The sequence below is a fragment of the Azospirillum sp. B21 genome (genome assembly GCF_008364825.1).
Lineage (GTDB): Bacteria > Pseudomonadota > Alphaproteobacteria > Azospirillales > Azospirillaceae > Azospirillum.
Genome location: NZ_VTTO01000001.1, coordinates 660,015 through 677,192, shown reverse-complemented (window position 1 = coordinate 677,192; position 17,178 = coordinate 660,015). Strand labels below are relative to the sequence as shown.

The window sequence follows — 17,178 nt, the reverse complement described above, 5'->3', positions numbered from 1 at the left end:
CGGAATCAGGCCTTCGACATGCGCGTCAGCGTCGCCAGCAGCAGCGCGACGGTCACCGCACCGGGCAGGAGCGTCCAGGCGCCGAAGCTCCCGGCGGCAAGCGCCGCAACGACGAGGACGAGGCTGTAGCCGATGATGGTCAGCACCACGCGGTCATGCCGGCCGACGCCCTTGGCGGCCTTCTGATAGAAATGCTCGCGGTGGGCCTGCCAGATCTTCTCGCCGCGCAGCAGCCGGCGCAGCAGCGTGATGGTGGCGTCGGTCAGGTAATAGGCGGGCAGGATCAGCGCCGCCGCCCAATCGCCACGCGCCGCCAGCGAGGCCAGCAGGAAGGCCAGGATATGGCCGAGCGGGATGCTGCCGACATCGCCCATGAACATGCGGGCCGGCCGCCAATTGTGGGTCAGGAACCCCGCCGCCGCCCCGGCCAGCGCCGCCCCGGCGACTCCGGTTAGCCCGAACTCTCCCATCACCAGCGACACCAGCGCCACGCCGCCGCCGATCAGGATCGTCTCGCTGCCGGCCAGCCCATCGATCCCGTCCATGAAATTGTAGAGGTTGACGAACCACAGCCACAGGAAGGCGGTCGCCGCCCGGTCCAGCGCCCAAGGCAGCCAGCCCTGCCACACCAGCTGGTCGGACGGCAGCGCCAGCAGCCCGAAGGCCACCGCCAGCGCCTGCACCGCCAGCCGCAGCAGCGGCGACAGCTCGCGCCGGTCGTCCATCCACGACACCCCTATCAGCGCCAGCGTGCCCAGCAGCACCGCCCCGGTCTCCACCGGCCGGCCGAAGGCGATCCCGGCGATGGCGAAGACCGGCACCACCGTCAGCATCACCGCCCAGCCGCCGCCGCGGGGAGTCGGGGCCTGATGGCTCGACCGCTCGTTCGGGATGTCCATGATGCTGCTGGCCAGCAGATAGCGCAGCACCCGCGTCGACAGGTACCAGCCGACGGCGAGACAGAGCAGGAAGACGCCGGTCAGAGCGGACGAATAGGCGGTGGAGGTCATGGTGGCTCGGGTGGTGGAGGGCGGGTGGAGACGGGAAGGCTCAGAGCTTGTGATAGCCCTTGTACCACTCCACGAAGCGGGGCAGGCCGATCTCGATCGGGGTCTTCGGCTCGAAGCCCAGCACTTGGCGGCTCAGTTCGATGTCGGCGGCGGTCTCCTGCACGTCGCCGGCCTGCATCGGCTCCATCACCTTCACCGCCTCGCGGCCGAACGCCCGTTCCAGCACGCCGATGAAGCGCATCAACTCCTCGCACCGGTTGTTGCCGAGATTGAAGACGCGGTGCGGGGCGCCGGTCTCCGCATCGACCGGTGCGGGGCGGTCGAGGGCGGCCAGCACGCCGGCGACGATGTCGTCGATATAGGTGAAGTCGCGCTTCATCTTGCCGCCATTGAAGACGCGGATCGGCCGGCCGGCGGTGATGGCGTCGGCGAACAGCCAGGTCGCCATGTCCGGCCGGCTCCACGGGCCGTAGACGGTGAAGAAGCGCAGGCCGGTCATCGGCATCTGGTAGAGATGGCTGTAGGTGAAGGCCAGCATCTCCGCCGCCTTCTTGGTCGCGGCATAGACCGAGACCGGGCTGTCCACCCGGTCCTCCACCGAGAACGGCATCTTGCGGTTGGCGCCGTAGACGGACGAGGTCGAGGCATAGACGAAATGCCGCAAGCCCGGCATGCGCCGCGCAGCCTCCAGCAAAGTCACCTGTCCGGTGACGTTGGCGTCGACATAGGCATAGGGATTTTCGATGGAGTAACGGACGCCCGGCTGCGCCGCCAGATGGACCACGCCCGTCACATCGGCGAACTGCGGCCAAAGCCCTTCCACCGTCGCGCGGTCGGAGATGTCGGCCTTGAGGAAACGGAAGCCGGGCCGGCCGGTCAGCCGGGCCAGCCGCGCCTCCTTCAAGGCCACAGCGTAATAGTCGTTCAGGTTGTCGAGGCCGAGCACGCTCTCCCCGCGGTCCAGCAGCGCAGCCGCGACATGCGATCCGATGAAGCCGGCGGCACCGGTGACGAGGATGGTCATGGTCTCACAGTCCTTATGACGATGGTCCGACGGTCTTATGCCCCAGCGGCGGCCGGGGCGCCAGCCTGCATCCACGACCTTTCCGTGACCGGTTCGCACGCTTGACAGCCGCTCTGCGCTGCCGGTCTACTGCGCGACCGTGACACATCAGGACCGATGGGACCATCGATGCCCCCGAAGAAGAATCCGCTGAACCTGAACCCGCTGCAGCTGCGCACCCTGACCCTGCTGCAGGAGCTTGCCCGCCTGGAGAACAAGCCGGCCGAAGACGAGGTGGGTGGCTTCCAGATCACCGCCCTGCCGCATGCGCACGGCAACCACTTCCATCTCGGCCATTCCGTCGTTGCCGCCAAGGACGCCACCGGGCTGCAGAACGACGCCGTCTGGACCATTCTGGAGCGCAAGGGCATCGTGAAGCGCACCCCCGGTGCGGCGATCCTGACCGCGACCGGCGTCGAGTACGACACCGGCCTGCGCGACCAGATCCTCCACCAGTCCAACCACTGAGCCTGGCCACCGAGGCCGGCTGCGGAGCCGCTCCGATGGACGACACCGCCGAGTCGATGAAGGAACCGCCGGTTCCGGTGAAGCCGAAGCCGGCGGCACCGGGCCGCGACGAACGCCTCGCCGCCCGCCTGCGCGAGAACCTGCGCAAGCGCAAGGAGCAGGCGCGGCAGCGGGGGGAGTGAGTGGGGCGCAAGGCACCGATGCCCCCTCCCTAACCCTTCCCCTCCTCGGCGGACCGAAGGTCCGTCCGATTGAGGGAGAGGGGACTGCCGCCGCTTCGCCTTAAGGCACCCTCTCCCACCGAAGGTGGGGGAGGGTCGGGGAGGGGGCGAGCGGCCGAAGGCCGCTCCAACCGCTAAGCCAAATCCTTCCTGAACCAGATCTGCCTGTGTCCCGGCGGATAGCCTTCCATCTCCGCCCACACCTGATAGCCCTGTTTCGGGTAGAAGCCCGGCGCCTGGAAGTCGTAGGTGTAGAGCCGCGACCAGCGGCAGCCGCGCGCCTTCGCCTCCGCCTCCGCCGCTGCCAGCAAGCGGGCGCCGAGGCCGCTGCCGCGGGTCGATTCGTCCACCCACAGCAGGTCGACATACAGCCATTCCCAATTCGTGTAGCCGACCAGCCCGCCCTTCAGCGTGCCGTCCGCATCGCGGGCGACGGCCACCAAGTCGCGGCGGTCATAGGGACGGCCGAGCGACGCCTCGTTGTAGGCGCGCAGGCCCTCGTAGATTCCGGCCAGATCGGCCGGGGCGGGGGTGTCCGTCACGGACAGGGTGAAGCTCTGGATCATGATGGCCAGCTTAGCCGTGGCGGCGGGCAAGACCAGCGCCGTGATAAAGAACCGTCCATGCACGCCGAGCGGCCTAGCTTTCCTTGAGCCCCGCCGCGTGCTCGGCTACAAACCAGCCTTCACGACCCTCAATTCAATCGATACGCCAAGGAGTACCCCCGCGATGGGCATCATGCCGGACAGCTGGATCCGCGAGATGGCCGAGACCAAGGGCATGATCGAGCCCTTCGTCGAGACCCAGAAGCGCGAAGGCGTGATCTCCTACGGCGTGTCGTCCTACGGCTACGACGCCCGGGTCGCCGACGAGTTCAAGATCTTCACCAACGTCGACAACGCCATCGTCGACCCGAAGCGCTTCGACGATTCGAGCTTCGTCGACCGCAAGACCGACGTCTGCATCATCCCGCCGAACAGCTTCGCGCTGGCCCGCACGGTGGAGTATTTCCGCATCCCGCGCGACGTTCTGGTCATCTGCCTGGGCAAGAGCACCTATGCCCGCTGCGGCCTGATCGTGAACGTCACCCCGCTGGAGCCGGAGTGGGAAGGCCACGTCACGCTGGAAATCTCCAACACCACCCCGCTGCCCGCCAAGGTCTATGCGAACGAGGGGCTGTGCCAGTTCCTGTTCCTGAAGGGCGACAGCGTGTGCGAGGTGTCCTACGCCGACAAGTCCGGCAAATACATGGGGCAGAAGGGCGTCACGCTGCCCCGGCTCTGAGCACTCCTAATCCGACGCCTTTTTCGGAAGGCGTCTCCGCGAAAGAAACAGGTCCATGGACAAGATCCGCATCCGCGGCGGCCGCCCGCTGAACGGCTCCATCACCGTTGGTGGGGCCAAGAACGCCGCCCTGCCGCTGATGACGGCGTCGCTGCTCACCGACGAGACGCTGACGCTGACCAACCTGCCGATCCTGGCCGACATCAATACGCTGTGCAATCTGCTGCTGCAGCACGGCGTGGCGATCCACATGGCCGGCGCCGGCGGCGATTGCGCCGGCCGCGCCGTGGACTTCACCGCCCGCGACGTCACCAACACGACCGCTCCCTACGATCTGGTCCGCAAGATGCGCGCCAGCGTGCTGGTGCTGGGTCCGCTGCTGGCCCGCTGCGGCGAGGCCAAGGTGTCGCTGCCCGGCGGCTGCGCCATCGGCGCGCGCCCGGTGGACCTGCACATCAAGGGCCTGGAGGCGATGGGTGCCGACATCCGGATCGAGGCGGGCTACATCGTCGCCAAGGCCCCGGCCGGCGGCCTGCGCGGTGCGGAATACGTCTTCCCCAAGGTGTCGGTGGGCGCGACCGAAAACCTGCTGATGGCCGCCACGCTGGCCAAGGGCACCACCATCCTGGTCAATGCCGCGCGCGAGCCGGAAGTGACCGACCTCGCCGAATGCCTGGTTGAGATGGGGGCGAAGATCACCGGGATCGGCACCGACCGGCTGGTGATCGAGGGCGTCGACCGCCTGCACGGCGCCCGCCACATGGTGGTGGCCGACCGCATCGAGACCGGCACCTACGCCATGGCCGCGGCGATCACCGGCGGCCGTCTTGACATCATGAACACGCGTCTCGATTTGATCAAAGCTGCGGTCAAGGCGCTGGCTCCGGCCGGCGTCGCCTTCGAGGAGATCGAGAACGGGATCCGCGTTTCGCGCGCCAACGGCGAACTGCACGGCGTCGATGTGATGACCGAGCCGTTCCCCGGCTTCCCCACCGACCTTCAGGCCCAGATGATGGCCCTGATGTGCACGGCCAAGGGCGCGGCGATGATCACGGAAACGATCTTCGAGAACCGCTTCATGCACGCACCGGAACTGACGCGCATGGGCGCGCGGATCACGGTCCACGGCTCGTCGGCCCTGGTGCGCGGTGTGGAGCGGCTGACCGGTGCGCCCGTGATGGCGACGGACCTGCGCGCTTCGGTGTCGCTGGTGCTCGCCGGGCTGGCGGCGGAGGGGGAGACGATGGTCAACCGCGTCTACCACCTCGACCGCGGCTATGAGCGGGTGGAGGAGAAGCTGGCGGCCTGCGGTGCGGAGATCGAACGCATCCACGGCGGCGACGAGTAAGCGGCGGGGGCGCCCCTCCCGCCATCCCATTGAGGTTGGCCTTTCCCGAGAGGTGCCCCCGATTATGACGGCCATCACCCCGATCCGCCTGCGTGCCGAGGATGACGAGGACCTGAAGGTCGTTTCCGCCTGCCTGCAGGACGCCATCCTGCCGGTCGGCGACATGTGCTTCCAGCCCGACGAGAAGCGGTTCGTCATGGTCGTCAACCGCTTCCGCTGGGAGTCGGCGGACCTGCCCCGGCCCGGTCCCACCGCCGACGACGACGATCTGGCTCCCTATGAGCGGGTCCATTGCGGCGTGCGGGTGGAGGGGGTGACCGGGGCAAAGCTGCGCGGTTTCGACCTGAAGGACCGCGGCCAGATCCTGGAACTGCTGTCGATGGAGACGGTGGAGGGCGGGGTCGCCCTGCATTTCGCCGGCGGCGGCTGTGTCCGGCTCGACGGGCCGTCCTGGCGCATGGTGGTGGAGGATCTGGGCGAGCCCTGGCCCACCGGCTGCAAACCCTGCCATTCCGACGAAACCGGTCCCGACCGGATCGCCTGAACGGTCGGGCGGCAGGGCGGAGCGCCGGTTCAGCGCTCCGCGATCCGGTTCAACGCTCCGCGACCTGGGTGTCGCTGTGCAGGCGGCGGATCACGTCCTCCGCGGTCTTCTTGTAGGTGACGGTGTCCACGTCCTCGCCCGGCGTCAGTTGCGAGCGGTGGACGGTGAAGAAGCGGTGGCCGACGTCCAGCATGCCGCTGGCCTCGACCAGGATGCTGTCGTCCTTGCCGTTGGCGGCAGGTGAAACGGAAACGATCTGTCCCAGCTCTTCGCCGAGCAGGCCGGTCACCTCGACACCGACAAGGTCGTCACCACCGCGCGGATCGGCGGCCAGCGCCGACTCGGCATGGATAAAGGAAAGGGTCGTCGCCAGCACAAGGCCGGCCAACTTGGTCTGGAACCGCATGGATCGGGCTCCCATCGCTGATGTGTGTCTCGTATGTCACAATCAACATGGGAATTGCGGGACAGTTCCCAGGGAACCATCCAGGGGTAATCCGGTTGCTGCGGTACGACCTTCAGCGAAGGAGACCCCTCCATGGCCCAGAAACTCGACGGCAAGACCGTCGCCGTCCTCGCCACCGATGGCTTCGAACAGGTGGAACTGACCGAACCGGTGAAGGCGCTGCGCGACGCCGGCGCCACCGTGCATGTGGTCGCGCCCAAGGGTGGGCAGATCCAGGGCTGGAATCACCATGACCGCGGCGACATGGTCGATGTGGACGTGACGCTCGATCAGGCCGATGCCGCCCGCTACGACGCACTGCTTCTGCCGGGAGGCGTGATCAACCCGGATGCGCTGCGGCTGGAGCCCAAGGCGATCGATTTCGTGAAGAGCTTCGTCACGTCCGGCCGGCCCATCGCGGCGATCTGCCACGGCCCTTGGACACTGATCGACGCCGATGGTGTGCGCGGAAAGCGCATGACCAGCTGGCCGTCGCTGCAGGCCGACCTGCGCAACGCGGGCGCCAACTGGGTGGACGAGCAGGTGGTGACCGACCATGGGCTGGTCACCTCGCGCAAGCCAGACGACATCCCGGCCTTCTGCCGCAAGATGATCGAGGAATTCTGCGAGGGCCGTCACGCCGGCCATCGCAACGCAGCGGAGTAGGGGGGCGCAGGATTCTTGCGGCGTTAGCCCCCCACCTAACCTCACCCACTGGGTGGGGGAGGGACTGCCGCCACTCCCGCGAATAAGCACTCAGTTTCCTCCCCCGCCCAGCGGGGGAGGATCAAGGTGGGGGCATCGAAGCCGACGCCTCCCCAACACCTCCCCTCTACGCCGTGACCAACGGCGACAACCCGTTCTGGATCGCCCACACCGCGGCCTGCGTGCGGTTCTGCGCGTTGATCTTCCGCATCACGTTCTTGAAATGCATCTTCACGGTGGATTCCGTGATGTGCAGGTTGCGCGCGATGGCCTTGTTCGACTGGCCGGCCAGAAGGCAGCGCAGGATCTGCACCTCGCGCTTCGACAGGTCGCCGCTGGGCGGCATGGCGATGGGCGTCGGCGTGTGCTGCGGGCGTTCGTTGGCGGCGGCCATCAGCAGGCCGGCGACATGGGTGGGGTAGACCACCTCGCCCAGCATCACCAGCCGCAGGGACCGCAGCAGGCTCTCGCTTGACATGCTCTTGTTCAGATAGGCGTCGGCGCCCGCCTTCAGCGACTGCGACAGGCTGCGGTCGGCGATGGTGTCGGCCAGCACGACGATCCGCGCCGACGTGCCTTCGCGCAGGCGGCGGATGCCGGCGATCTCCTCGGGCATGCCGTCCTGAAGCGCCAGCACGATCAGGTCGGGCTGGTCGCCATCGGCGATGAGGTCGAGCGCGTCGTCGGCGCTGGCCGCGTGGGCGCTGACCCGGAAGGGGCCGCCGCCGATCAGCGTCGCCAAGGCCGCCGAGAAAAGCCGGTCGTGGTCGACCAGCATCACAGTCCATGTCTTCATCGATCATCCTCCGCTGGGCCGCCCATTGCCGGGCGGCGGCGATCCCCCCTTTGATCTGCATCCCCTGGACCTCGGTCCGAAGACAAGGGCCAAGGACCGGGCCGACTGATCCGGTCCAGGCAGACTCCGAACATGAAAAATTAGAACAATATTGTTCGGAACAGCGGGCTTTACGCTTCGTGCCGGGATGATTTATACGGTTCATTAACCAACCGCGCAAGATGAGAACAGGAAAGTCACAGCCAATAGATCGGATTTGGGCAGAAATTGAACGGAGATCCGTTCATTCGATATTTAGAGGTAGGCGCGCCATAGAGCGGCGCGAATGAACCGCTTTCCCAATGGGGGCTTTTTGGTGTTCTTGGCCCTACTGAAAAGCGGTCCGCTGAGCATAAGGGGACACGATGGAGTTCGAGCTTCAAGCGCGCGGCAATTCGCGTAGCGCGGGCAATCCGACGCGGATTTTTCTGGTGGTCGACGAGCAGCCGATGGTTCGCCACGGCTTCGCCCTGTCCATCGGCGAAATCTGCCCCGGAACGCGCGTGCTGGAGGCCGGGTCGTTGGATGAAGCACTGGACATCGGCCGCAAGACCCCCGAATTGGCCCTGGTCCTGTACGATCCCGGCCCGCCGCGCCTGGACGATGCGGATGCCGGCGGCGGCGGCGCCATCGACGGGCTGCGCCGCCTGAAGGAAGCGCTGGGCGAGGTGCCCGTCCTGATCCTGACCAACTCCGACGAGGTGGCGGACATCGTCGACAGCGTCCGCATGGGCGCGCGCGGCTATGTGCTGAAGACCAGCCCGCCGGAGGTGCTGGAGCATGCCATCTCGCTGGCCCTCAGCGGCGACGTCTTCCTGCCGCTGCCGCGTGCCGTGCTTAACGGAGCTCTGAGCGAGGGACCGCGCGGCAACGACGACATCCTCGACCGGCTGACCGACCGCCAGCGCGACGTGTTCGAACTGCTGCTGGCCGGCCATTCCAACAAGGAGATCGCCCGCGGCCTCGGCGTGCTGGAAGGCACGGTGAAGGTGCATGTCCGCGCCATCATGCAGAAGCTGGGCGTTCGCAACCGCACGCAGGTGGCGGTGGTCGCCGCCCGCAACGGCTGCTTCTCCGGCGAAGGCTGAGCCGCGCGCCCTCGTCCGCATTGCCTGAACCGCCCCGCTTCCGGCAGACTGGCGCCCGCAACATCCAGGGCGGGAGCGGGCGCTTGGTTCAGGTGGCGGTGGCCGACAGGCCGGAAGACTCTGCGTGCGAGGAGAATGCGCGCGAGGAAAAGAAGGTCGCCGTCCATGGCGCCGCAACCGTCCGGTTCGAGCATCGCCATGGCGAAACGCGGCTGGCGACGCTCTATCACCACGACCCGCTGCGGGTGCTGATGCCGACGCCGCGCCGCGGCGATCTTCCCATCGCCGTGCTCGCCACCACGTCGGGCGGGATGGTCGGCGGCGACCGCATGGACATCGCCCTCTCGGTCGGGCCGGGAGCGAAGGCGCTGGTCACCACCCAGGCGGCCGAGAAGGTCTACCGCTCCACCGGCGCCGACTGCCGCATCGACACCGCCTTGTCGGTGGAGGACGGCGCGTGGCTGGAGTGGATGCCGCAGGAGGCCATCGTCTTCGAAGGCTCCCGCCTGCGCCGCCTGACCAGGATCGACCTGTCGGGTGACGGGCGCGCCATCGCCGGCGAGATGCTGGTCTTCGGCCGCGCCGCCTTCGGCGAGACGGTGACCCGCGGCCTGATCCGCGACGCCTGGGAGGTCGCGCGCGACGGCCGCCTGATCTGGGCCGACGCCCTGCATCTGGACGAGGACATCGCCGAGGCGCTGGCCCACCCCGCCGGCTTCGGCGGAGCCGCCGCTTGCGCCACCCTGCTGCACGCCGCCCCCGACGCCGCCCGCCACCTCGATGCTGTCCGCGCGCTGGCGGAGCCGTTTGAGGGTGCCCGCATCGGCGCCACCGCGCTGGACGGTCTGCTGGTCGCCCGCATTCTCGGCGGCGACGCCCGCGCGGTGCGCAGCGCCTATGCCACGCTGTGGTCGGGCCTGCGCGCCGAGGCCGCCGGGCTGCCCAGCCGCCTGCCACGGCTGTGGGAGGTGTGATCGACGCAATCGTCACCGGATGCTCTTTGCGGCGTCACGTTACATCTGCTGCGAAGGCCTCGCGTTTTTCCGCGAATGTGATACTCTTTTGAGCGTGTGCGCGTGGTGTACGCAAAGCACGGGATGTCGGAGACGCGGGTGATGGACTCCTACCGCAAGAACTACGAACAGCTGCCGGATATGGATGGGCTAGACGGCGTTCGCATGGACAACGGCAGTGAGGTGATCGATTATGATGCCGCGGTTCGGCACTTAGCGGCATCCAGCGCATTCCTGTCCGAACGGTCGAAGCGGATGGCTGCGCGTATTGCGCAGGGTTCCGCGAAGGAATGAGCGACCGATTATCGATCCTGTTTCTCAAGCGGCGGCAGTTTCTCATGGAGTGCGGTCGCGCCGCCGTCATGGCCTTGCCGGACGGTCTCCGCCCCGTTTTCCTGACGGAAAGCCTGCACCTCGATCAACTGGTTGAAGGCTACGGCGCCTTGCGCGATCAGTTCGTGACCCGCCATGGCATGGGCGAGAACCTGCTGGCCAACCACAAGGTTGCGGCCCTTTATGTCCAGCTGCTGTCGAAGGTGCCGGCGGAATCGCTTTTCCGCTTTCCGGCTGATGCGCCGGTCGACTCCCGGCGGCTGGTTATGGCAACCATGATGAATGCGGTGATCGTGGCTCTGCTTGGCATCGATCCGTCACGTGTTGACGGGCTTTTGCAGGACGACATCGAATACTGCTTGCTGAAGGAAGCTCCGGCGAATCTGGAGTGGCTGTGCTGCACTCTGCACGCCCATTGTCTGCTGAACGGTGCACGGACCAACATCGCCCGTTACTGATACCCAGCACTTTCAACCCCCTACGTCATACGACGCACTTGGCGCACCGCATCATCGTGGCATAATCGCTCCCAACCGGCCGGCAATGATCCGGTGACGAACAGGGTGGCGAAAGGGCAATCCCCCGATGAACCTGACAGGGCGCGAGAAGGACAAGCTGCTCGTCGCGATGGCGGCGATGGTGGCGCGGCGGCGGCTGGAGCGCGGCGTCAAGCTGAACCATCCGGAGGCGGTCGCCCTCATCACCGATTACGTGGTGGAGGGCGCGCGCGACGGCCGGACGGTGGCAGAGCTGATGCGCGACGGCGCCACCGTGCTGACCCGCGATCAGGTGATGGAGGGCATCCCCGAGATGATCCACGACATCCAGGTCGAGGCGACCTTCCCCGACGGCACCAAGCTCGTCACCGTCCACCAGCCGATCCGTTGAGGGGGACTGCCCGATGAAACCCGGTGAAATCTTCCCGGCGGCCGGCGAGATCGTGCTGAACGATGGCCGTGCCACCGTCGAGCTCGACGTCGCCAATGCCGGCGACCGGCCGATCCAGGTCGGCTCGCACTTCCATTTCTACGAGACCAACAGTGCGCTGACCTTCGACCGCGAGAAGGCGCGCGGCTTCCGGCTCGACATTCCCGCCGGGACGGCGGTGCGCTTCGAACCCGGCCAGACCCGCCGCGTGACGCTGGTCGCCTATGGCGGCGACCGGGTGGTGATCGGCTTCAACCGCAAGGTCAACGGCGCCCTCTGACGGGCCGACAGGGAAGGGCGAGAACATGGCGCACCGCATCGACCGGGCCGAATACGCGGCCCTCTACGGCCCGACCACCGGCGACCGCGTCCGGCTGGCCGACACCGACCTGATCGTGGAGGTCGAACGCGACCACACCGTCTATGGCGAGGAGGTGAAGTTCGGCGGCGGCAAGGTGATCCGCGACGGCATGGGCCAGAGCCAGCGCTCGCGCCACCAGGGGGCGGTCGACACCGTCATCACCAACGCGCTGATCATCGACCACTGGGGCATCGTCAAGGCCGACATCGGCATCACCGGCGGGCGCATCGCCGCTATCGGCAAGGCCGGCAACCCCGACGTCCAGCCGGGCGTCGACATCATCGTCGGCCCGGGCACCGAGGTGATCGCGGGCGAGGGCAAGATCGTCACCGCCGGCGGCATCGACGCCCACATCCACTTCATCTGTCCGCAGCAGGTGGACGAGGCGCTGAACAGCGGCGTCACCACCATGCTGGGCGGCGGCACCGGCCCGGCCGCCGGAACCGCGGCCACCACCTGCACGCCGGGACCCTGGCACATGGAGCGGATGCTCCAGGCCGCCGAAGGGCTGCCGATCAACCTGGGCTTCTTCGGCAAAGGCAACACCAGCCGCCCCGACGCGCTGCTGGAGCAGATCGCCGCCGGCGCCTGCGGCCTGAAGCTGCACGAGGATTGGGGCACCACGCCCGACGCCATCGACACCTGCCTGACCGTCGCCGACCAGCTCGACGTGCAGGTGGCGATCCACACCGACACGCTGAACGAATCCGGCTTCGTCGAGGACACCATCGCGGCGTTCAAGGGCCGCACCATCCACACCTTCCACACCGAAGGGGCGGGCGGCGGCCATGCGCCGGACATCATCCGGGTGGCCAGCCTCGGCAACGTGCTGCCCAGTTCCACCAACCCGACGCGGCCCTTCACCATCAACACGGTGGACGAGCATCTCGACATGCTGATGGTGTGCCACCACCTCAGCGCCCGCATCCCGGAAGACGTCGCCTTCGCCGAAAGCCGCATCCGGCGCGAAACCATTGCGGCGGAGGACATCCTGCACGACCTGGGCGTCTTCTCCATGATCTCGTCGGACAGCCAGGCGATGGGCCGGCTGGGCGAGGTGATCATCCGCACTTGGCAGACCGCCCATAAGATGAAGCTGCAGCGCGGGCGGCTGCCGCAGGAGACCGGCGACAACGACAATTTCCGGGTCAAGCGCTACATCGCCAAGTACACCATCAACCCGGCGCTGTCGCACGGCATCGGCCATGTCGTCGGCTCGGTCGAGGTCGGCAAGCTGGCCGATCTGGTGGTGTGGTCGCCGGCCTTCTTCGGGGTGAAGCCGGACATGGTCATCAAGTGCGGCACCATCGCCGCGGCACTGATGGGCGACCCCAACGCCTCGATCCCGACGCCGCAGCCGGTGCATTACCGCCCGATGTTCGGCGCCTTCGGCCGGGCGATGCAGGCCAGCAGCGTGACCTTCGTCAGCGCCAAGGCGATGGAACTGGAGGTCGGCCGTCAGCTCGGCCTGCACCGCGAACTCATCGCCGTCCAGGGCACGCGCACCGTCGGCAAGAAGCACATGATCCACAACGACGCGACCCCGCACATCGAGGTGGACCCGGAAACCTACGAGGTGCGGGCGGATGGGCAACTGCTGACCTGCGAACCGGCCGAGGTCCTGCCGATGGCGCAGCGGTATTTCCTGTTCTGAGGCGCTTTTTTCAATCCCCTCTCCCCCCCCGGGGAGAGGGTTAGGGTGAGGGGGAACCGCTTCGAGGATTTCTTCGGCTTTGCCGAACCCCCTCATCCCGACCTTCTCCCCAGGGGGGAGAAGGGGCTTTTTGGTAGGGCTCTGATACGTTGATCGGTGTATTCGACTCAGGACATGGCGGATTGACGGTGCTGCGCGCCCTGGTGGACGCCGCACCCGACCGGCCCTTCGTCTATCTCGGCGACCATGCCGCCGCTCCCTACGGCCCGCGCAGCGAGGACGACATCTACCGGCTGACCATCGCCGGGATGGACCGCCTGTTCGCCCAGGGCTGCCGGCTGGTCGTCATCGCCTGCAACACCGCCGCGGCCGTTGCGCTGCGCCGGCTGCAGCAGGAATGGCTGCCGTCGGCCCATCCCGGCCGCAACGTGCTGGGCGTGCTGGTGCCGATGGTGGAGGCGATCACCCGGGTGCCCTGGATGATCGACACCGTTCCGCCGGACCATCTGGCCGAACCGCGCACCGTCGGCATCTTCGCCACCGCGGCGACCGTCAATTCCGGCTCCTTCCCGCGCGAGATCGGCAAGCGCGCCCCTTCCATCCGCGTCGTCCAGCAGGCCTGTCCCGATCTCGTGCCGCTGATCGAGCGCGGTGCTTCGGACGACGAGATCGCGCCGGCGGTTGCCGGCTATGTGCGCGTGCTGCTGGACAAGATGGGCAGCCAGCCGCTGGACACGGTGGTGCTGGGCTGCACCCATTACCCGCTGGTCCGCCACCTGTTCGCCCGTGCGCTGCCGCCGGGGGTGGAGGTGCTGTGCCAACCGACGCTGACCGCCCGCTCGCTGGAACAGTATCTCGACCGCCACCCCGAATACCGGCCCGATCAGGCCGAACGGGGCCTGCGCTTCTTCACCACCGGGGACGCGGCGCTGGTCAGCGAACTGGCCGGCCGCTTCTTCGGCCACCCGACTCCATTCGAACGGCTTAGCTGATGACCGATCCCACCCGCCGCGCCACCCGAGTCCATGCCCGCGGCCATTGGCCGGCCGAGCAGGCGGCCGGCACCGTGACGCTCGCCTTCGACGACCGCTTCCGCCGCCGCATGGCGATGACCGACGATGCCGGCGGCGCCTTCCTGCTCGACCTGCCGCGGGCGGTGGCGCTGGACGACGGCGACGGGCTCGAGTTGATCGACGGCAGCTTCCTGCGCGTGGTCGCCGCCGCGGAGGACCTGATGGAGGTTCGCGTGCCCGGCCCGGTGGAGGCCTTCGCGCGGGTGGCCTGGCATCTCGGCAACCGTCACCTGCCGGTACAGATCGTCGGCGACACCATCCGCCTGCGCCGCGACCATGTGATCGAGGATATGCTGCGCGGGCTGGGGGCCGAGGTGCGTGACGTGACCGCGCCCTTCATGCCGGAAGGCGGCGCCTATGGCGGGCATTCGCATGGCGGCGGGCATGGGCATTCGCACTGACGTGGGAGATAGCGTCTCCACCCACGCCCTCACGCGCCTGCTGGCGTGGCTGTCGCCCAGCTTTCCGGTCGGCGGCTTCTCCTACAGCCATGGCATCGAGGCGGCGGTGGAGCAGGGGCTGGTGCGGGATCGCGCGACGCTGATCGTCTGGCTCGACGGCATCCTGCGCCATGGCGCCGGGCGAACCGACGGCATGCTGTTCGCCGCCGCCCACCGCGCGGTGCGGGCCGGCGACGAGGCCGCTTTCGCCTGGGCGGTGGAGCGCGCTGACATCCTCCGCGCTTCCTCCGAAACCGCGCTCGAATCGCGGGCCCAGGGGCAGGCCTTCCTGCTGGCGATCCGCGCCGCATGGCCGCTCGACGAGTTGCCGCGCTGGGATGCGGTGATCGCCGCCACCGGCAGGCCGGTCGCCTATGCGGTGGCGGTGGCGCTGGTGTCGGCGCTGATCGGCGTGGCGGAGGGGCCGGCGCTGACCGCCTATCTGCATGCCTTCGCCGCCAACCTCGTTTCGGCCGGCGTGCGTCTGGTGCCGCTGGGCCAGACCGACGGGCAGCGGGCGCTGGCCACACTCGACCCCATCACCCACCGGGCGGCGGAGGCGGCGCTAGCGGCCCCGCTGGACGATCTCGGCGGCCGGGCGATGGCCGTCGATTGGACCTCGATGATCCACGAAACCCAATATACGAGGCTGTTCCGCTCATGAGCGCTCTCCCCGCTATCGAAAAGAGCCACGCCGGTCCGCTTCGCGTCGGCATCGGCGGCCCCGTCGGCTCCGGCAAGACCGCGCTGACCGACGCGCTGTGCAAGCGCATGCGTGAGGATTGGGAAGTCGCGGCGATCACCAACGACATCTACACCAAGGAGGATGCGGAGTTCCTCACCCGCTCCGGCGCGCTGAAGCCGGAGCGGATCATGGGGGTGGAGACCGGCGGCTGCCCGCACACGGCGATCCGCGAGGATGCCTCGATCAACCTCGCCGCCGTCGACCAGATGAACGCGAAGTTCCCCAACCTCGACCTGATCTTTATCGAATCGGGTGGCGACAACCTCGCGGCCACCTTCTCGCCGGAACTGGCGGACATCACCATCTACGTCATCGACGTGTCGGCCGGGGACAAAATCCCGCGCAAGGGCGGGCCGGGTATCACCCGGTCGGATCTGCTGGTGATCAACAAGACCGACCTCGCCCCGATGGTCGGCGCCAGCCTGGAGGTGATGGACCGCGACGCCCGTAAGATGCGCGGCGACCGGCCCTTCGTCTTCGCCAACGTCAAGGCCGGCGAGGGCGTGGACGCCATCCAGTCCTTCATCGTCCAGCGCGGGGGGCTGCCCCTGCCGGGTTGAGAGTCTTACACCCGAAGACACAACCGCAGGAAGACCGGCGCACGGGAACCTCCGGCTTGACCATGCTGTTCATGCAGCATGAGACGATTCAAGCCGGAGGATGCCCTGATGACGCGCCCGACCCCTGCAACGGCCTTGGGCACTGCGCTGCTGCTGGCCGCGCTGGGACCCATCGCAGCGCCCGCGCTTGCCGCCGACGATTGCGCGGCCGGGCTCGACCGGCTGGGACAGCAGGCGGCGGCCCTGGAGGCTGCGGCACCCAACAATCCGGCGCCCGCCACGCCGCAGGAGATCGCGCAGCTGCGAGCCCTGCAGCAGGCGGCCCAGGGTGCGGCCCAGAAGGGCAATGCGCCGGCCTGTCAGGCGATCCTGGGCGAGGCCACGGCGCTTCAGGAATCCATCGCCCATCCCCGCGCGATTGCCGCCGACGACCTTGAGGACGCCAAGCTGCGCAGCCCGGACGGCAAGGATATGGGCGAGATCTCCGAACTGGTGATCGATCCGGCGACCGGGCGCATCGCCTATGCGGTGGTCGAACTGGGCGGCTTCCTCGGCATCGGCGACAGCGACTTTCCCGTTCCGTGGGCATTGTTCGCGCCGTCCGGCGACGGCTATGTCCTGAACGTGCCGAAGGACAAGCTGACCAACGCCCCGCGCTTCGACGACAGGAACCGCCCGAACATGAACGACCGCCAATGGGCGATGGCGGTGCACACCTATTACGGCGTCGCTCCCTATTGGATGCAGCAGTCGGCGACGCTGGCCGCCATCGCCGGCTCGACGGGCGGCGGCGACGCGGTGGCGGCGCCCCTGCGCCAGGAGGTCCAGCGCCTGTCCCAGGAGGTGTCGCGGCTGAACCAGGAACTGCAGCAGGCGCGGGCGTCCGGCTCCAGCGCCGCGACGGCCGGCGGCAGCGGGCAGGGTGGCGCCTCCCAGGGAACTCCGCAGGCATCTCCGCAGGCACCGTCTGGGAACGACACCCCCCAGCCGCCGGTTTCCCAACAGTGACACGATAACGATCCGATCGCGGGAGCACCCGGCTTCGGGTCCCGCATCCAGGA

General features: G+C 67.9%; 23 protein-coding genes. 18 read left to right on the top strand and 5 right to left on the bottom strand.

All coding sequences use genetic code 11. The annotated features are described in order from the left end of the window. Window positions 1-5: 5 nt before the first annotated feature. Both FZ983_RS03270 and FZ983_RS03265 read right to left on the bottom strand, forming a co-directional pair. Window positions 6-1,010, bottom strand: coding sequence for a glycosyltransferase family 4 protein (locus FZ983_RS03270; protein WP_149222150.1), 1,005 nt, complete (start codon window positions 1,008-1,010; stop codon window positions 6-8). Between the two features lie 40 nt (window positions 1,011-1,050). Continuing rightward, the gene (locus FZ983_RS03265) at window positions 1,051-2,034 is read right to left on the bottom strand and encodes an NAD-dependent epimerase/dehydratase family protein (RefSeq protein WP_149222149.1); all 984 of its coding nucleotides are present in this window, start codon (window positions 2,032-2,034) and stop codon (window positions 1,051-1,053) included. 168 nt (window positions 2,035-2,202) lie between these two features. On the opposite strand from FZ983_RS03265, the gene FZ983_RS03260 reads away from it, so the two are divergent. Both FZ983_RS03260 and FZ983_RS33965 read left to right on the top strand, forming a co-directional pair. Further along, on the top strand, window positions 2,203-2,541 hold the full coding sequence (locus FZ983_RS03260) for a hypothetical protein (protein WP_149222148.1): 339 nt from the start codon (window positions 2,203-2,205) through the stop codon (window positions 2,539-2,541). Between the two features lie 35 nt (window positions 2,542-2,576). Further along, on the top strand, window positions 2,577-2,723 hold the full coding sequence (locus FZ983_RS33965; protein WP_188092231.1) for a hypothetical protein: 147 nt from the start codon (window positions 2,577-2,579) through the stop codon (window positions 2,721-2,723). A 173-nt stretch (window positions 2,724-2,896) separates the two neighbouring features. Here FZ983_RS33965 and FZ983_RS03255 read toward each other — a convergent pair whose 3' ends face one another. Continuing rightward, a complete protein-coding gene (locus FZ983_RS03255; RefSeq protein ID WP_247883547.1) occupies window positions 2,897-3,358 on the bottom strand; it encodes a GNAT family N-acetyltransferase in 462 nt (153 codons plus the stop codon). A gap of 133 nt (window positions 3,359-3,491) precedes the next feature. On the opposite strand from FZ983_RS03255, the gene dcd reads away from it, so the two are divergent. The 3 genes from dcd to FZ983_RS03240 all read left to right on the top strand — a co-directional run bounded on the left by dcd (window position 3,492) and on the right by FZ983_RS03240 (window position 5,938). Beyond that, window positions 3,492-4,046 (top strand): dCTP deaminase, encoded by a 555-nt coding sequence (dcd, locus tag FZ983_RS03250; RefSeq protein ID WP_014248468.1) that lies wholly within the window; start codon window positions 3,492-3,494, stop codon window positions 4,044-4,046. Between the two features lie 55 nt (window positions 4,047-4,101). Next, a complete protein-coding gene (gene murA / locus FZ983_RS03245) occupies window positions 4,102-5,394 on the top strand; it encodes a UDP-N-acetylglucosamine 1-carboxyvinyltransferase (protein ID WP_149222147.1) in 1,293 nt (430 codons plus the stop codon). Between the two features lie 64 nt (window positions 5,395-5,458). After that, the gene (locus FZ983_RS03240; RefSeq protein WP_149222146.1) at window positions 5,459-5,938 is read left to right on the top strand and encodes a DUF2948 family protein; all 480 of its coding nucleotides are present in this window, start codon (window positions 5,459-5,461) and stop codon (window positions 5,936-5,938) included. Window positions 5,939-5,987: 49 nt separating this feature from the next. Here FZ983_RS03240 and FZ983_RS03235 read toward each other — a convergent pair whose 3' ends face one another. Next, window positions 5,988-6,344: a hypothetical protein gene (locus tag FZ983_RS03235; RefSeq protein ID WP_149222145.1), complete on the bottom strand. Its 357-nt coding sequence runs from the start codon at window positions 6,342-6,344 to the stop codon at window positions 5,988-5,990. Between the two features lie 132 nt (window positions 6,345-6,476). Between FZ983_RS03235 and FZ983_RS03230 the strand changes: the two genes are divergently transcribed. Continuing rightward, entirely contained in the window at window positions 6,477-7,049 is a 573-nt protein-coding gene (locus tag FZ983_RS03230; RefSeq protein WP_149222144.1) for a type 1 glutamine amidotransferase domain-containing protein, read from the top strand. Between the two features lie 166 nt (window positions 7,050-7,215). On the opposite strand, the gene FZ983_RS03225 is transcribed toward FZ983_RS03230, so the two are convergent. After that, window positions 7,216-7,884 (bottom strand): response regulator transcription factor, encoded by a 669-nt coding sequence (locus FZ983_RS03225; protein ID WP_014248463.1) that lies wholly within the window; start codon window positions 7,882-7,884, stop codon window positions 7,216-7,218. 404 nt (window positions 7,885-8,288) lie between these two features. On the opposite strand from FZ983_RS03225, the gene FZ983_RS03220 reads away from it, so the two are divergent. The 12 genes from FZ983_RS03220 (at window position 8,289) to FZ983_RS03165 (ending at window position 17,125) form a co-directional block, all read left to right on the top strand. Then, a complete protein-coding gene (locus FZ983_RS03220; RefSeq protein ID WP_149222143.1) occupies window positions 8,289-9,011 on the top strand; it encodes a response regulator transcription factor in 723 nt (240 codons plus the stop codon). A gap of 92 nt (window positions 9,012-9,103) precedes the next feature. Next, entirely contained in the window at window positions 9,104-9,985 is an 882-nt protein-coding gene (locus FZ983_RS03215; RefSeq protein ID WP_247883581.1) for an urease accessory protein UreD, read from the top strand. A 141-nt stretch (window positions 9,986-10,126) separates the two neighbouring features. Then, entirely contained in the window at window positions 10,127-10,318 is a 192-nt protein-coding gene (locus tag FZ983_RS03210) for a hypothetical protein (RefSeq protein ID WP_149222141.1), read from the top strand. Next, complete coding sequence (locus FZ983_RS03205) at window positions 10,315-10,815, top strand: hypothetical protein (protein WP_149222140.1); 501 nt, start codon at window positions 10,315-10,317, stop codon at window positions 10,813-10,815. The genes FZ983_RS03210 and FZ983_RS03205 overlap by 4 nt, the downstream gene beginning before the upstream one ends. Window positions 10,816-10,942: 127 nt before the next feature. Further along, a complete protein-coding gene (locus FZ983_RS03200) occupies window positions 10,943-11,245 on the top strand; it encodes an urease subunit gamma (RefSeq protein ID WP_014248459.1) in 303 nt (100 codons plus the stop codon). Window positions 11,246-11,258: 13 nt separating this feature from the next. Then, the gene (locus FZ983_RS03195; RefSeq protein WP_136704390.1) at window positions 11,259-11,564 is read left to right on the top strand and encodes an urease subunit beta; all 306 of its coding nucleotides are present in this window, start codon (window positions 11,259-11,261) and stop codon (window positions 11,562-11,564) included. 25 nt (window positions 11,565-11,589) lie between these two features. Next, window positions 11,590-13,299, top strand: a complete 1,710-nt coding sequence (gene ureC / locus FZ983_RS03190; RefSeq protein WP_149222139.1) for an urease subunit alpha — start codon at window positions 11,590-11,592, stop codon at window positions 13,297-13,299. A gap of 149 nt (window positions 13,300-13,448) precedes the next feature. Continuing rightward, a complete protein-coding gene (gene murI / locus FZ983_RS03185) occupies window positions 13,449-14,291 on the top strand; it encodes a glutamate racemase (RefSeq protein ID WP_149222138.1) in 843 nt (280 codons plus the stop codon). Further along, window positions 14,291-14,773, top strand: a complete 483-nt coding sequence (locus FZ983_RS03180; protein ID WP_149222137.1) for an urease accessory protein UreE — start codon at window positions 14,291-14,293, stop codon at window positions 14,771-14,773. The genes murI and FZ983_RS03180 overlap by 1 nt, the downstream gene beginning before the upstream one ends. Beyond that, on the top strand, window positions 14,757-15,476 hold the full coding sequence (locus FZ983_RS03175) for an urease accessory UreF family protein (protein WP_247883546.1): 720 nt from the start codon (window positions 14,757-14,759) through the stop codon (window positions 15,474-15,476). The genes FZ983_RS03180 and FZ983_RS03175 overlap by 17 nt, the downstream gene beginning before the upstream one ends. After that, entirely contained in the window at window positions 15,473-16,117 is a 645-nt protein-coding gene (gene ureG, locus FZ983_RS03170) for an urease accessory protein UreG (RefSeq protein WP_098739331.1), read from the top strand. The genes FZ983_RS03175 and ureG overlap by 4 nt, the downstream gene beginning before the upstream one ends. A gap of 108 nt (window positions 16,118-16,225) precedes the next feature. After that, window positions 16,226-17,125, top strand: a complete 900-nt coding sequence (locus tag FZ983_RS03165; protein WP_149222135.1) for a PRC-barrel domain-containing protein — start codon at window positions 16,226-16,228, stop codon at window positions 17,123-17,125. Window positions 17,126-17,178 lie beyond the last annotated feature (53 nt).